The 14049-nt window shown below is 48.6% G+C and carries 13 protein-coding genes; 12 read left to right on the forward strand and 1 reads right to left on the reverse strand.

Annotated elements, in window-relative coordinates:
* Positions 1 to 26: 26 nt before the first annotated feature.
* From hemW to deoC, 10 genes are all read left to right on the forward strand, one after another.
* Positions 27 to 1154 (forward strand): radical SAM family heme chaperone HemW, encoded by a 1128-nt coding sequence (hemW, locus tag ACNA6I_RS02345; protein WP_048012614.1) that lies wholly within the window; start codon positions 27 to 29, stop codon positions 1152 to 1154.
* 85 nt (positions 1155 to 1239) lie between these two features.
* Positions 1240 to 2274 (forward strand): heat-inducible transcriptional repressor HrcA, encoded by a 1035-nt coding sequence (gene hrcA / locus ACNA6I_RS02350; protein ID WP_048016289.1) that lies wholly within the window; start codon positions 1240 to 1242, stop codon positions 2272 to 2274.
* A gap of 45 nt (positions 2275 to 2319) precedes the next feature.
* Positions 2320 to 2883 carry a nucleotide exchange factor GrpE gene (gene grpE, locus ACNA6I_RS02355; RefSeq protein ID WP_048006148.1) on the forward strand — a complete coding sequence of 188 codons (564 nt, stop codon included), beginning with the start codon at positions 2320 to 2322 and terminating at the stop codon, positions 2881 to 2883.
* 35 nt (positions 2884 to 2918) lie between these two features.
* The gene (gene dnaK / locus ACNA6I_RS02360) at positions 2919 to 4748 is read left to right on the forward strand and encodes a molecular chaperone DnaK (RefSeq protein ID WP_048006147.1); all 1830 of its coding nucleotides are present in this window, start codon (positions 2919 to 2921) and stop codon (positions 4746 to 4748) included.
* A 144-nt stretch (positions 4749 to 4892) separates the two neighbouring features.
* Complete coding sequence (gene dnaJ / locus ACNA6I_RS02365) at positions 4893 to 6029, forward strand: molecular chaperone DnaJ (RefSeq protein ID WP_048006146.1); 1137 nt, start codon at positions 4893 to 4895, stop codon at positions 6027 to 6029.
* Between the two features lie 25 nt (positions 6030 to 6054).
* A complete protein-coding gene (prmA, locus tag ACNA6I_RS02370) occupies positions 6055 to 6999 on the forward strand; it encodes a 50S ribosomal protein L11 methyltransferase (RefSeq protein WP_048006145.1) in 945 nt (314 codons plus the stop codon).
* Between the two features lies 1 nt (position 7000).
* Complete coding sequence (locus ACNA6I_RS02375) at positions 7001 to 7753, forward strand: 16S rRNA (uracil(1498)-N(3))-methyltransferase (RefSeq protein ID WP_048006144.1); 753 nt, start codon at positions 7001 to 7003, stop codon at positions 7751 to 7753.
* A 5-nt stretch (positions 7754 to 7758) separates the two neighbouring features.
* Positions 7759 to 9087, forward strand: coding sequence for a tRNA (N(6)-L-threonylcarbamoyladenosine(37)-C(2))-methylthiotransferase MtaB (mtaB, locus tag ACNA6I_RS02380; protein WP_416312910.1), 1329 nt, complete (start codon positions 7759 to 7761; stop codon positions 9085 to 9087).
* Between the two features lie 231 nt (positions 9088 to 9318).
* Positions 9319 to 10980, forward strand: coding sequence for a glycoside hydrolase family 13 protein (locus tag ACNA6I_RS02385; RefSeq protein ID WP_416312911.1), 1662 nt, complete (start codon positions 9319 to 9321; stop codon positions 10978 to 10980).
* Between the two features lie 140 nt (positions 10981 to 11120).
* A complete protein-coding gene (gene deoC / locus ACNA6I_RS02390; protein ID WP_048006141.1) occupies positions 11121 to 11792 on the forward strand; it encodes a deoxyribose-phosphate aldolase in 672 nt (223 codons plus the stop codon).
* Positions 11793 to 12109: 317 nt separating this feature from the next.
* Here the strand turns inward: deoC and ACNA6I_RS02395 are convergent, their stop codons facing one another.
* Positions 12110 to 13027 (reverse strand): Na/Pi symporter, encoded by a 918-nt coding sequence (locus tag ACNA6I_RS02395; protein WP_231593233.1) that lies wholly within the window; start codon positions 13025 to 13027, stop codon positions 12110 to 12112.
* 330 nt (positions 13028 to 13357) lie between these two features.
* Between ACNA6I_RS02395 and rpsU the strand changes: the two genes are divergently transcribed.
* The gene (rpsU, locus tag ACNA6I_RS02400) at positions 13358 to 13531 is read left to right on the forward strand and encodes a 30S ribosomal protein S21 (RefSeq protein WP_032087602.1); all 174 of its coding nucleotides are present in this window, start codon (positions 13358 to 13360) and stop codon (positions 13529 to 13531) included.
* A 14-nt stretch (positions 13532 to 13545) separates the two neighbouring features.
* Positions 13546 to 13992, forward strand: a complete 447-nt coding sequence (locus tag ACNA6I_RS02405; RefSeq protein ID WP_048016269.1) for a GatB/YqeY domain-containing protein — start codon at positions 13546 to 13548, stop codon at positions 13990 to 13992.
* Positions 13993 to 14049: the final 57 nt, after the last annotated feature.

Genomic DNA, 14049 nt, shown 5'->3' on the forward strand with positions numbered 1-14049 from the left:
TATGAGTTGAAATAGGAGGGATATCAATGGCCAAATCAGCCTATATCCACATCCCTTTCTGCGAACATATCTGTCACTACTGTGATTTTAATAAGGTGTTCCTTGAAGGCCAGCCGGTCGATGAGTATTTGATGCGGCTCGGAGAAGAAATGAAACTGCGCAGGCAGGAAGGACAGCTCGATACGATCTTCGTCGGCGGGGGTACCCCGACATCCCTGGATGCACGCCAGCTTGCATATCTATGCGAAAAGATCAATGAACATCTCCCGTTCTCAGGAGGGGAGTTCACGTTCGAAGCGAACCCCGGAGATCTGGGGGAAGAGAAGCTGAAGGTGCTGAAGGACCATGGTGTAAACCGATTGAGCTTCGGTGTACAGTCGTTCAATGATGACCTGCTGAAGTCGATCGGGCGGACGCATAAGAGTGAAGACGTGTACACTTCCGTCAAAGCCGCTGAGAAGGTCGGCTTTGAAAATATCAGCATCGATCTGATCTACAGCCTGCCGAAGCAGACGGAAGAAGATTTTAAGGACACCCTGACGAAGGCCCTCGATCTTGGATTGCCTCATTACTCGGCATACTCCCTGATCGTGGAACCGAAGACGGTGTTTTACAACCTGATGAGAAAAGGAAAGCTGTCCCTGCCGTCACAGGAGCAGGAGGCCGCCATGTACGATGTGCTCATCCAGACGATGGAACGGTATGGCATCCATCAATATGAAATCAGCAACTTTGCCAAGGAAGGCTTTGAGAGCCTTCATAACCTTGTTTATTGGGATAATGAAGAATATGTTGGTTTAGGAGCCGGTGCACACGGTTATATAAACGGAGTGCGCTATTCCAACCACGGTCCATTGAAGAAATACATGGAACCTGTGAGCATGGGTGAGGTACCTACGATCCAGTCCCATGATGTGACCAAAGGCGAGATGATGGAAGAAGAGATGTTCCTTGGTTTAAGGAAGACAGCAGGGGTCAGCAGGAAGAGATTCGAAGAGAAATTCGGTGCGTCCGTCGAAAGCATCTTCCCCGATGCGCTGGAGGAGATGACGGGTAAGGGACTCCTCGAGGTTGCAGGCGATCGGATCCGTCTCACGAAGCAGGGACGTTTCCTGGGGAATGAAGTATTTCAATCTTTCCTTGGTGTGATCTAAAATATTGACATCCCTATCATGATTTGATAATTTATTATTAGATTTAGCACTCAGTATCTAAGAGTGCTAACAGGGGTGATGAATGTTGTTAACAGATCGACAACTTCTTATTCTACAAGTCATTATCGACGACTTTATCATGTCGGCTCAGCCGGTCGGCTCCCGGAGCCTGTCCAAGAAGGATGAAATCTCCTTCAGTTCGGCAACGATCCGGAACGAAATGGCCGACCTTGAAGAACTCGGGTTCATCGAAAAGACCCACACTTCTTCAGGCCGCGTCCCTTCCGAGAAAGGGTACCGGTACTATGTCGATCATCTTCTATCTCCACAAAAGCTGGAGAAGAATGAAGTGAATGCACTGCGTTCGATCTTTTCCGAGAGGATTTATGAGCTGGAGAAAGTGGTTCAGAAATCAGCCAAGATCCTTTCCGATTTAACCAATTATACTACGATCGTCCTCGGGCCGGATGTGAAGGAGAACAAACTCCGTAAAATCGAGCTCATTCCGCTTAACCGCGAAACTGCGATCGCCATCATTGTGACCGAAAATGGTCATGTGGAGAATAAAACGGTGGCCCTGCCGCCGGGCATGGATGCAAGTGACCTTGAAAAGCTCGTCAATATCCTGAATGACCGCCTCACGGGCGTTCCCCTCAGTGAGCTGAACGACCGCATCTTCAAGGAAGTTGCCATCCTACTGAAACGGCATATCGAAAGCTATGACAGCATCCTGCATTCGATGCTCGATGACTTCCATCTGTCGGGAACGGATAAACTGTTCTTCGGCGGGAAGACAAATATGCTGAATCAGCCTGAGTTCAACGATATCCAGAAAGTCAGGCTCCTTCTTGAGATGATTGATCAAGAAGAAAGCATCTACGATCTGATCCGTCCTTCTGGGTCCGGGCTCAGCATCAAGATCGGTAAAGAGAATAACAATCTTGCCATGGAAAACTGCAGCCTCATCACCGCGACCTACTCAATCGGGAGGGAGCAGCTGGGGTCGATCGCCATCATCGGTCCGACACGGATGGATTATTCCAGGGTGATCAGCCTCCTCGACTTCTTTTCGACGGATATGTCCAAGGTGCTGACCAAGCTGTATCAAAGCAAAAGCTAGTGGCTATATTGTAGAAGTCACACTTATTTTAAGGAGGTGAACGAATTGTCTGAAGAAACGAAGAATGATCAAGAATTGAATGAAGAACAGCCGAAAGTGGACAATGAAGAAACAGTTGAAGAGGTTTTCGCTGAAGAAGAACCTCAGGAAGAGCAAACAACTGATGAACTGTCCGAGCTCCAGGCGAAGCTTGACGAATCCGAGAATCGCTATCTTCGCCTCAGAGCGGATTTCGATAACTTCCGTCGCCGTATAAATGCTGAGAATGAAGCGAAGGAAAAGTATCGCTCGCAGGCATTGATCACTGAATTATTGCCGGCCCTCGATAACTTTGAACGCGCTTTGAATATAGAAGCGGATAATGATCAAACAAAAACCCTCCTTCAAGGGATGGAAATGGTCCACAGAAGCCTGATCGAAGCCCTCAAAAAAGAAGGTGTAGAAGCGATCGAGGCTGTAGGACAAGAGTTTGATCCGCATATGCATCAAGCCGTCATGCAGACTGAAGACGAAGCATACGGAAGCAACGTGGTTGTCGAAGAGTTCCAAAAAGGCTACAAGCTAAAGGACCGCGTCATCCGTCCATCCATGGTGAAAGTCAATCAATAATACACTACATATGAATACAGGGAGGTTTTTCTACGATGAGTAAAATTATCGGAATCGACTTAGGTACAACAAACTCTTGCGTATCCGTACTTGAAGGCGGAGAACCGAAAGTCATCGCCAACGCTGAAGGTAACCGTACGACACCTTCTGTTGTCGCATTCAAAAATGGAGAAAAACAAGTTGGGGAAGTAGCGAAGCGTCAAGCGATCACAAACCCTAACACCATCATTTCCGTTAAACGCCACATGGGTACCGCCCACAAAGTGGAAGCGGAAGGAAAAGACTACACGCCTCAAGAAATCTCAGCCATGATCCTTCAACACTTGAAATCATACGCTGAAGACTATCTTGGCGAAACCGTTGATAAAGCAGTCATCACTGTACCTGCTTACTTCAACGATGCCGAGCGTCAAGCAACGAAGGATGCGGGTAAGATCGCCGGTCTTGAAGTAGAACGCATCATCAACGAGCCGACGGCAGCAGCTCTTGCTTACGGACTCGATAAAATGGACGAAGATCAAACGATCCTTGTATATGACCTTGGTGGCGGTACGTTCGACGTATCCATCCTTGAACTCGGTGACGGTGTATTTGAAGTCCGTTCAACTGCGGGTGACAACCGTCTTGGTGGGGATGACTTCGACCAAGTCATCATCGATTATCTTGTAGCTGAATTCAAAAAAGAAAACGGCATTGATCTTTCAAAAGACAAAATGGCTCTTCAACGCTTGAAAGATGCAGCTGAAAAAGCGAAAAAAGACCTTTCTGGTGTCACGTCCACCCAAATCTCCCTTCCGTTCATCACGGCCGGAGAAGCTGGACCGCTTCACCTTGAAGTCACTCTATCCCGTGCGAAATTCGAAGAAATTTCTTCTGACCTTGTAGAGCGTACTATGGGACCTACTCGCCAAGCGATGAAAGATGCCGGTCTATCTGCAAGCGAGATCGACAAGATCATCCTTGTTGGCGGATCAACCCGTATTCCTGCCGTTCAAGAAGCGATCCGCAAAGAAACCGGAAAAGAGCCTTCAAAAGGCGTTAACCCGGATGAAGTTGTGGCAATGGGTGCTGCAATCCAAGGTGGAGTCCTTACTGGTGACGTCAAAGACGTTGTCCTTCTCGACGTAACTCCACTTTCACTCGGTATCGAAACAATGGGTGGCGTATCAACAAAGCTCATCGATCGTAACACAACGATCCCTACATCAAAATCACAAGTGTTCTCAACAGCCGCTGACAATCAGACAGCCGTTGATATCCATGTGCTTCAAGGTGAACGCCCGATGGCTGCGGATAACAAAACGCTTGGCCGTTTCCAACTTGCTGATATCCCGCCGGCTCCACGCGGTGTTCCTCAAATCGAAGTTAAATTCGACATTGATAAGAACGGGATCGTCAACGTAAGTGCGAAAGACCTCGGCACAGGTAAAGAGCAAAACATCACAATCAAGTCGTCAACTGGCCTTTCAGATGAAGAGGTTGAACGCATGGTGAAGGAAGCAGAAGAAAACGCCGATGCGGATAAGAAGCGTAAAGAGGAAGTCGAACTTCGCAATGAAGCAGACCAACTCGTCTTCCAAACGGAAAAAACGCTTAAAGACCTTGAAGGCAAAGTGGACGAAGAAGAAGTGAAAAAAGCGGAAGATGCGAAAGCGGAACTGAAGGAAGCGATCGAGAAGAACGATCTTGACCTGATCCGTGAGAAGAAAGACGCACTTCAGGAAGTCGTTCAGAACCTTTCCATGAAGCTTTACGAGCAAGCCCAGGCAGAAGCACAGGCTGCACAGGGAGCTGAAGGCGGAGACGCAAAGAACGATGACGTCGTAGACGCTGAGTACGAAGAAGTAGATGACGAAAAGAAATAAATCAACCATTGAAAAAAGTCAAAGTCAGGACGGTTCTTGGCTTTGGCTTTTTCTATGGGGAGGGATCCGATGGTTTCTATTGATAATGGATCTCCCCCAATGTTAAAATAACCTTTATGCAAAGGATTCGGGAGTGGTGTTTGAATGAGTAAACGGGACTATTATGAAGTTCTCGGTGTCGAAAAAGGCGCCTCGAAAGAAGAAATGAAGAAAGCATACCGCAAACTCTCCAAAAAATATCATCCTGATATTAATAAAGAAGCGGATGCTGCAGACAAGTTCAAAGAAGTGAAAGAAGCGTACGAAGTATTGAGCGATGATCAGAAGCGGGCTCAGTATGATCGATTCGGACATACCGATCCAAACCAGGGATTCGGCGGCGGTGGAGCAGGAGACTTCGGCGGAGGATTCGGAGGATTCGAAGATATCTTCAACACGTTCTTCGGCGGCGGCGGAGGTGGTGGCAGAAGACGCGATCCGAACGCCCCAAGGGCAGGAGCCGATCTGCAGTACACCATGACGCTTTCCTTCGAAGAAGCGGTCTTCGGAAAAGATACCGAAATCGAGATTCCAAGAGAAGAAGAATGCGATACCTGTCATGGATCGGGTGCGAAACCCGGGACGAAAGTGGAAACATGCTCCCACTGTCAAGGTTCCGGCCAGCTGAATGTGGAGCAGAATACCCCATTCGGACGGATCGTCAACCGACGTGTATGCCACCACTGTAATGGATCGGGTAAACAGATCAAAGAGAAGTGCAGGACATGTGGGGGAGACGGCAAGGTGCAAAAACGCCGCAAGATCTCCGTCAAGATCCCTGCAGGAATCGATGATGGACAGCAGCTGCGGGTGAGTGGTCAAGGTGAACCAGGCATCAACGGCGGGCCTGCGGGAGATCTCTATGTCGTGTTCCACGTACGGAGCCATGATTTCTTCGAGCGTAATGGAGATGACGTTTACTGCGAAATGCCAATCACGTTTGCACAGGCTGCCCTCGGAGATGAAATCGAGGTACCGACATTGCACGGCAAGGTCAAACTCAAGGTCCCTGGAGGCACACAGACGGGTACCCGCTTCCGCGTAAAAGGGAAAGGTGTTCCGAATGTAAGAGGCTATGGTACAGGCGATCAGCACGTCCTGATCAAGGTCGTCACTCCGTCCAAGCTGACAGAAAAACAGAAACAGCTGTTAAGGGAATTTGCCGATATCAGCGGGCAGATACCGGATGAACAGCACGAAAGTTTTTTTGATAAAGTGAAAAAAGCCTTCAAAGGTGAATAACTCAGAACGGAGTTGGTAGAGAAACATGAAATGGTCAGAAATCAGTATCCTTACAACGAACGAAGCAATCGAACCAGTTTCCAATATCCTTCATGAATCAGGTGCCAGTGGTGTCGTGATTGAAGATCCGATGGAGCTGATCAAAGAACGGGAAGACGTATTCGGGGAGATCTACCAACTCGACCCTGAGGATTATCCCAATGAAGGTGTGTTGGTCAAAGCGTATCTGCCGGTCAACAGCTTCCTTGGTGAAACCGTTGAGGAAATCAAGCAGGGCATCACCAATCTCGTGACCTATGACATCGATATCGGTGAGAACAAAGTGGAGATTTCCGAAGTGAATGAGGAAGAGTGGGCGACGGCGTGGAAAAAATATTATCACCCGGTGAAGATTTCTGATAAGGTGACGATCGTGCCGACGTGGGAAGAGTATACCCCTGTCAACAGCGACGAACTCATCATCGAGCTCGACCCTGGTATGGCATTCGGTACGGGTACGCATCCCACCACGGTCATGTGCATCCAGGCCCTTGAGCGGACCGTGAAGGAAAACGACTTCGTCCTCGACGTCGGGACCGGATCCGGTGTCTTATCCATCGCCTCTGCCCTCATGAAGGCAGAGCGAGTGAACGCATATGACCTGGATGAAGTAGCCGTACGCTCGGCAAGATTGAATGTCAAGCTGAATAAGGTCCAGAACATCGTGACGGTGGATCAGAATAATCTCCTTGAAGGCATCACGGAGGAAGCCGATGTGATTGTAGCGAATATCCTGGCTGAAATCATCCTTCGCTTCACCGAGGACGCATATCGCCTCACGAAGCCCGGTGGATATTTCATCACGTCAGGGATCATCCAGCCGAAGAAACAGCAGGTCCGTGACGCTCTTGAAGGTGCAGGGTTCCACGTGGAAGAAGTCATGGTGATGGAAGACTGGGTTGCCATCATCGCGAAGCGGCCGGTGAATTGATATGCAGCGCTACTTTGTAGGGGAACCCTATCACGATGGAGAATGGGTCTCCATTTCAGGAGAAGATCATCATCATATCGTCCGGGTGATGAGGATGCAGGAAGGCAGCGAGCTCTTCGTTGTTTTTCCTGACCAATCCTCTGCCATCGGGAAAATTGAAAGGATTTCCAGTGACGCTGTCGATGTATCGATAGTAGAATGGGAGTCGGACAAGAAGGAAATGCCAATTTCAGTCACCATTGCGAGCGGTTTGCCGAAAGGGGATAAGTTGGAATGGATCCTTCAGAAGGGAACCGAGCTTGGCGCCTCGGGATTTATCCCTTTTAAAGCAGAACGCTCCATTGTGAAATGGGATGAAAAGAAGGGGAAGAAGAAAGTCGAGCGCTGGGAGAAGATTGTCAAGGAAGCGGCCGAACAGTCGCACCGCACGCTGATCCCCGACCTTTCTTCACCGCTTACGTTAAAAGAATTGCTTGTGGAAGCCGAGGGGTATGATTACAAGCTTGTCGCATATGAAGAAGAATCGAGAGCGGGAGAAAGAAGCAATCTTTCAAACGTGCTCTCGGAAGTGAAGCCTTCACAAAGGGTCTTGATCCTATTCGGACCCGAAGGCGGTTTGACCGATAGCGAAGTGGAATTGTGCAAGGAAAACGGGTTCATCCCATGCGGCCTCGGACCGAGGATCCTACGGACGGAGACCGCTCCTCTTTATGCTCTGTCCGCCATCAGCTATCAATTAGAATTAATGAGGTGAAGGCAATGCCATCAGTAGCGTTCCATACGTTAGGATGCAAAGTGAATCATTATGAAACAGAAGCGATCTGGCAGCTGTTTAAAGAAGAAGGATACGACCGGGTGGAGTATGACTCCATTTCAGACGTATACGTGATCAATACGTGTACAGTGACAAATACGGGGGATAAAAAGAGCCGTCAGGTAATCAGGAGGGCAATCCGTAAGAATCCCGACGCAGTCATCTGCGTGACGGGATGCTATGCGCAGACCTCCCCTGCAGAAATCATGGCCATCCCCGGAGTGGATATCGTAGTCGGAACGCAGGACCGCAGGAAGATGCTCACATACATCGAAGAGTACAAAAAAGAACGCCAGCCGATCAACGGCGTGACCAATATCATGAAAAACCGCGTATATGAAGAGCTGGATGTACCGGCCTTTACGGACCGTACAAGGGCTTCACTCAAGATCCAGGAAGGCTGCAACAACTTCTGCACGTTCTGCATCATTCCATGGGCCCGCGGACTCATGCGCTCCCGTGACCCCGAAGAAGTCATCAACCAGGCACAGCAACTGGTTGATGCAGGATACAAGGAAATCGTCTTGACCGGGATTCATACTGGAGGATACGGGGAAGACATGAAAGACTACAATCTTGCCATGCTTCTCACCGACCTCGAGAAGAAGGTGAAGGGGCTGAAGCGGATCAGGATCTCATCCATCGAAGCGAGTCAGCTTACGGATGAAGTCATCGATGTGATCGATCGATCCAATATGGTCGTGAGGCATCTCCATATTCCGCTTCAATCGGGTTCCAATACCGTCCTGAAGCGGATGCGCAGAAAATATACGATGGAATTCTTCGCTGAAAGGCTTGAAAAGCTCAAGAAAGCTCTGCCGGGCTTGGCTGTCACTTCTGACGTGATTGTCGGATTCCCGGGTGAAACAGAAGAAGAGTTCATGGAAACGTATAATTTCATCAAAGATCAAAAATTCTCAGAGCTTCATGTGTTCCCTTACTCTCAGAGGACCGGTACACCGGCTGCCAGAATGGATGATCAAATCGATGAAGAGGTGAAGAATGAACGCGTTCATCGCCTCATCAATCTATCTGATCAGCTGGCGAAGGAGTACGCTTCCCGCTTTGAAAACGAAGTGCTGGAAGTGATTCCTGAAGAACAGGTGGACGGGAATCTGTATGTAGGGTATACGGATAACTACCTGAAAGTTATCTTCCCTGCAAGCGAGGAGATGATCGGGAAACTCGTGAAGGTGAAAATCACCAAGGCCGGTTATCCGACCAACCAAGGTGAATTCGTACGGGTCCTCGAGGATCAAAAAGCTGTTATCTGATGAAAAGGCTGCCGATTGGCGGCCTTTTTTTCATGGCTCGGAACTGCAAGAAGTAAAAACCTTGTCGTGACTGTGCAAATTTATAAAATAGATATTGCTATGACCCATGGAAGCAGGTAAACTAAACGTAGCTGGAATAAACCTCTCCAGTACTTTTTTTCTACGATTGTGCAAACGATTGCATTTAATTTGAAAGCGTTTAATCTAAAAATATAGATAAGGTGTGATGAGATGGAACGATCATGGCGTAAAGAAGCAGTGGGATATCAGATTTACCCCCGGAGTTTTCAAGATTCCAACGGTGACGGAATCGGTGATATTCAAGGTGTCATTCAACGGCTTGACTATATCAAGGATCTTGGCGTCGATGTGATCTGGATCTGCCCGGTATATGAATCTCCGAATGATGATAATGGGTATGATATATCCGACTATCAAGACATCATGAAGGATTTCGGCACGATGGAGGACTTCGATCAGCTCTTGTCTGAGGTTCACAAGCGGGATATGAAGCTGATCATGGACCTCGTGTTGAATCACACGAGCGATGAACACCCATGGTTCATTGAATCCAGGAGCGCTGTCGATAGTCCGAAAAGGGACTGGTATATCTGGAGGGACGCTAAAGACGGGAAGGAACCGAACAACTGGGAAAGTATCTTCAATGGTTCGGCATGGCAATTTGATGAAGAATCAGGGCAATACTATCTTCACGTGTTCTCGACAAAGCAACCCGACTTGAACTGGGAGAATCCTGATGTCCGTGAAGCGCTGTATGATACGGTGAACTGGTGGCTTGATAAAGGAATCGACGGTTTCCGGATCGATGCCATCAGCCATATCAAGAAGCGACCAGGTCTTCCGGATATGCCGAATCCTGATGGGAAGAAATATGTTTCATCATTCGATATGCATATGAACCAGGAGGGGATCCACACCTTCCTCAAGGAATTCAAAGAAAAGACCTATGCGAACTATGATGTGTTGACGGTGGGCGAAGCCAATGGCGTAAGCGCAGATGAGGCAGGTCTTTGGGTCGGGGAGAAGGAAGGGAAGATGGACATGATCTTCCAGTTCGAACATCTTGGACTGTGGGATGCCGAGTCTGATGCCGATCTCGATATCGTGGAATTGAAGAAGGTCCTCAGCCGTTGGCAGAAAGGGCTTGAGGGCGACGGCTGGAATGCCCTTTTCATCGAAAACCATGATAAGCCGCGGGTGGTGTCGACCTGGGGGAATGATACCGATCTATGGAGGGAGAGCGCTACTGCCATGGGAGCGATGTACTTCCTCATGCAGGGGACACCGTTCATCTATCAGGGACAGGAAATCGGCATGACCAACGTCCAGTTCCCTAACCTAGAGGACTATGATGATGTGGCTGTGAAGAATCTGTACCGCGCCAAGCGTGAGGAAGGATTGGAGCATGACGCCATCATGGAGATCATCTGGGCTTCATCACGTGATAACAGCCGTACTCCGATGCAGTGGTCTGCTGCTGAACAAGCAGGCTTCTCCTCGGCGGAGCCGTGGATGAAAGTCAATCCGAACTACAAGAAGATCAATGTATCCGCACAGGAAAAAGATCCAGAATCAATCCTTTCATTCTATAAGAAAATGATTGCACTTAAGAAATCAGAGCCTGTGTTCACCTATGGGGTCTACGAGCTGCTTCTTGAGAATCATCCGCAGATCTATGCGTATACCCGAAGCGTTGAAGACACCCGTGTCGTAGTGCTCACGAATTTATCGACGGAGGGTGCGGAAGCGGATCTTGGTGACATCCAGGTGGTGTCTTCCCGACTGCTCTTGGCCAATCATGAAGTCGAAGCTCATGAAGAATCGAGTATGATCACGCTCAAACCATATGAAGCAAGGGTCTACAAGATCTAGAATGGAATGTCGGGGAAAACGGTCTCATCCCTATGATAGCTGGAGTGGTGCGTGATCTTCCAACAAGAAATACTCGTCTTTTTCAGAGGATTTTGGTATGATGATGGAGGTACGGACAACTGTTAAAAGGAGAGATTGGAATGGCTCAACAAATTGCTAATATGATCGACCATACATTACTGAAACCGGAATCAACAAAAGAACAAGTCGAAATCCTCTGTCAAGAGGCAAAAGAATATACATTCGCATCTGTATGTGTGAACCCTACTTGGGTGGCATATGCACATGAACTGCTTGAAGGAACACAGGTGAAGGTCTGCACGGTCATCGGATTCCCACTTGGAGCTTCCACCCCTGAAGTGAAGGCATTCGAAACAAAAGATGCCATTGCCAATGGAGCGACGGAAGTGGACATGGTCATCAACATCGGCGCGCTTAAGAGCGGGGATGATGCATTGGTGAAACGGGATATGGAAGCGGTCGTGGCAGCTTCTAAAGGAAAAGCCCTATCAAAGGTCATCATCGAGACATGCCTTCTGACGGACGAAGAAAAGGTGAAAGCCTGCAAGCTTGCTGTTGAGGCAGGTGCCGATTATGTGAAGACGTCTACTGGATTCTCCACTGGTGGGGCAACGGTAGCCGACATCACCCTCATGAGGGAAACGGTCGGACCTGATATCGGCGTCAAAGCATCTGGAGGAGTCCGCTCCCTTGAAGATGCCCAAAACATGATTGAAGCAGGAGCCACAAGACTTGGTGCGAGCTCCGGTGTGAAAATCATGCAGGGACTTGCTGCAGAATCTGACTACTAAGGTTATATAGGGCGCGGCTGGGACAAAAGTGTTTCAGTCATCGTAAAAACCGAATTCACTTGCGATAAGGCAAATGAATTCGGTTTTTTCAATTGGTTCATGACCATCATCGTTTCCAGCGGTTGTTTGGGGTGCAAGACAAAGACTCCTACGGGAAGAGTAGCTGATGTGATAACCCGCAGGCCAGCCGGGGAAGCTCACGGGCTACCCGCGGAAAGAGAAGTCTTGCACGAAAATCATGAGCGTATAAAGAATCTGAACTGATCGTGTTCGTCGTTAAATGGTCCCTTTTTTGATATGTTCTAACCTCTTTTTCATCATTCCTTGGGACCGTGTATTCTTTCAACAAATCGGGCGAATCTTGAAGCGAACGGAAGGACCATAAGCGAGCAGACAAGGTTGAAGATCACACTGGCGTGGGCGAGCTGCATATCCCCTGAAGACGAGAGGGCCTCTACGCCTCTCGTCAAAAGGGGAATAAGAGGTATGAAAAGTCCGACGCCGATGACGTTCAGCCACACATGTGCATAGGCCGTGAGCTTTGCCTCCCGTCCCCCGCCGAAGCTCGCCATGATGGCGGTGATACATGTCCCCACGTTTGCTCCGAGCATCACCGCGATGCCCGTATCGATCCCGATCGACCCTGCCGCAAGAAACCCCATGGCAACCCCTGTCACCACCGTGCTGGACTGGATGATGGCAGTGAGAAGACAGCCGACCAAGAGGGCGAGTAAGAGATGGCGATCCATGTTCTCCATGTACCCTTTCATCGCCGGATGCTGCGTCAGGGGTTCAGCAAGGTGCTGAATGCCCATGATGGCGGTGAAGATCAAGCTGAAGCCCACCAAGGTCATCCCGAAGCTCCTGCCATTCGTCGATCCGAATAAGAGGAGGATGGTTCCCGCGACGGCGGCAGGGATGATGAGCATATTCAGGTTGAGTGTGAACATTTCCAACGTGAAGGTGGTCCCGATATTTGAACCCAGCATGATCCCGATCGTCTGTCTGAACGGAATCATGCCCGAGGAAGCAAGCCCTACTGTCAACACCATGACCGCTGAACTACTGTGAATCAATGCCGTCAGGACCGTCCCGGTCAAGACGCCCCTGACCGGTGTATGGGTCAGGTAGTGAAGCCACCTCCGGATATTATCACTGGCAAGGTTGAACAGCCCTGTCCTCAGCCAGGTCATCCCGAATAGGAAGCAAGCGATGAATAGAATGAAAACCAACATATGTCCCATGATCTGATCATTTCCCTTCCGACTGAATAGAAGAGCATACTCAAATCTATGGGGAAACCGCGGAGGACATGCCTATTTATGTCCCGATTCGGGATAAATTGTTGACCTATCACATAGGATATATTATAATGGCAAAGTACATGGATTCCTTTTAGTACTTTGTGGGATTCATCCAAGAAAGACATACACTTTCTGTCCCCTTGTGACAATGCAGCAAGGGAAGATCTTAAGTAAAGGGACATCCATTGTCCTTGGATTTGGTACAAACCATTTCTGACTTGAACATGTAAGTGTAGTGTGTTCGGAGGGAGGGAAAGAGAGATGTCAAAAACAGTTGTTCGTAAAAACGAATCGCTTGAAGATGCTCTTCGTCGCTTCAAACGCTCAGTTTCTAAAACAGGAACTTTACAAGAGTTTAGAAAGCGCGAATTCTATGAAAAACCAAGCGTAAAACGCAAAAAGAAATCAGAAGCAGCAAGAAAACGTAAGTTCTAAGAGAGGGTGTAACCATGAGTCTTCTCGATCGTTTAAATGATGATATGAAACAAGCGATGAAAAACAAAGAAAAGGAGAAGCTGTCCGTCATCCGCATGCTGAAGGCCTCACTTCAAAATGAAGCCATCAAGTTCGGGAAACAGCAGCTCTCTGAAGACGAAGAGTTGACAGTCCTTTCTCGAGAAGTCAAACAACGGAAAGACTCCCTCCAGGAGTTTCAAAGCGCAGGTCGTGACGATCTCGTGGAGAAACTCCAAGCAGAACTGACTTACGTCGAAATATATATGCCTAAGCAGCTTTCGGAAGAAGAAGTTTCAGCCATCGTCCAAGAGACGGTAGCAGAAGTGGGCGCTTCATCTAAAGCTGACATGGGCAGAGTGATGGGAGCGATCATGCCCAAGGTAAAAGGGAAAGCTGATGGGGCTCTCGTCAATAAACTTGTTCTTCAACATCTATCATAGGAAAAAGCCGGGAAGCAGTAGCTTGCCGGCTTTTTTAGTAAGTAGCATGCATCAACA

The organism is Rossellomorea sp. FS2 (genome assembly GCF_047915635.1).
Taxonomy (GTDB): Bacteria; Bacillota; Bacilli; order Bacillales; family Bacillaceae_B; genus Rossellomorea; species Rossellomorea marisflavi_A.

What these genes read in the sequence shown, in the direction of transcription:
- ACNA6I_RS02405 (WP_048016269.1), top strand. Translation starts at nt 13,546, where the DNA reads ATGAGTCTTCTCGATCGTTTAAATGATGATATGAAACAAGCGATGAAA.
- rpsU (WP_032087602.1), top strand. Translation starts at nt 13,358, where the DNA reads ATGTCAAAAACAGTTGTTCGTAAAAACGAATCGCTTGAAGATGCTCTT.
- deoC (WP_048006141.1), top strand. Translation starts at nt 11,121, where the DNA reads ATGGCTCAACAAATTGCTAATATGATCGACCATACATTACTGAAACCG.
- ACNA6I_RS02385 (WP_416312911.1), top strand. Translation starts at nt 9,319, where the DNA reads ATGGAACGATCATGGCGTAAAGAAGCAGTGGGATATCAGATTTACCCC.
- hemW (WP_048012614.1), top strand. Translation starts at nt 27, where the DNA reads ATGGCCAAATCAGCCTATATCCACATCCCTTTCTGCGAACATATCTGT.
- dnaJ (WP_048006146.1), top strand. Translation starts at nt 4,893, where the DNA reads ATGAGTAAACGGGACTATTATGAAGTTCTCGGTGTCGAAAAAGGCGCC.
- mtaB (WP_416312910.1), top strand. Translation starts at nt 7,759, where the DNA reads ATGCCATCAGTAGCGTTCCATACGTTAGGATGCAAAGTGAATCATTAT.
- dnaK (WP_048006147.1), top strand. Translation starts at nt 2,919, where the DNA reads ATGAGTAAAATTATCGGAATCGACTTAGGTACAACAAACTCTTGCGTA.
- prmA (WP_048006145.1), top strand. Translation starts at nt 6,055, where the DNA reads ATGAAATGGTCAGAAATCAGTATCCTTACAACGAACGAAGCAATCGAA.
- ACNA6I_RS02375 (WP_048006144.1), top strand. Translation starts at nt 7,001, where the DNA reads ATGCAGCGCTACTTTGTAGGGGAACCCTATCACGATGGAGAATGGGTC.
- ACNA6I_RS02395 (WP_231593233.1), bottom strand. Translation starts at nt 13,027, where the DNA reads ATGTTGGTTTTCATTCTATTCATCGCTTGCTTCCTATTCGGGATGACC.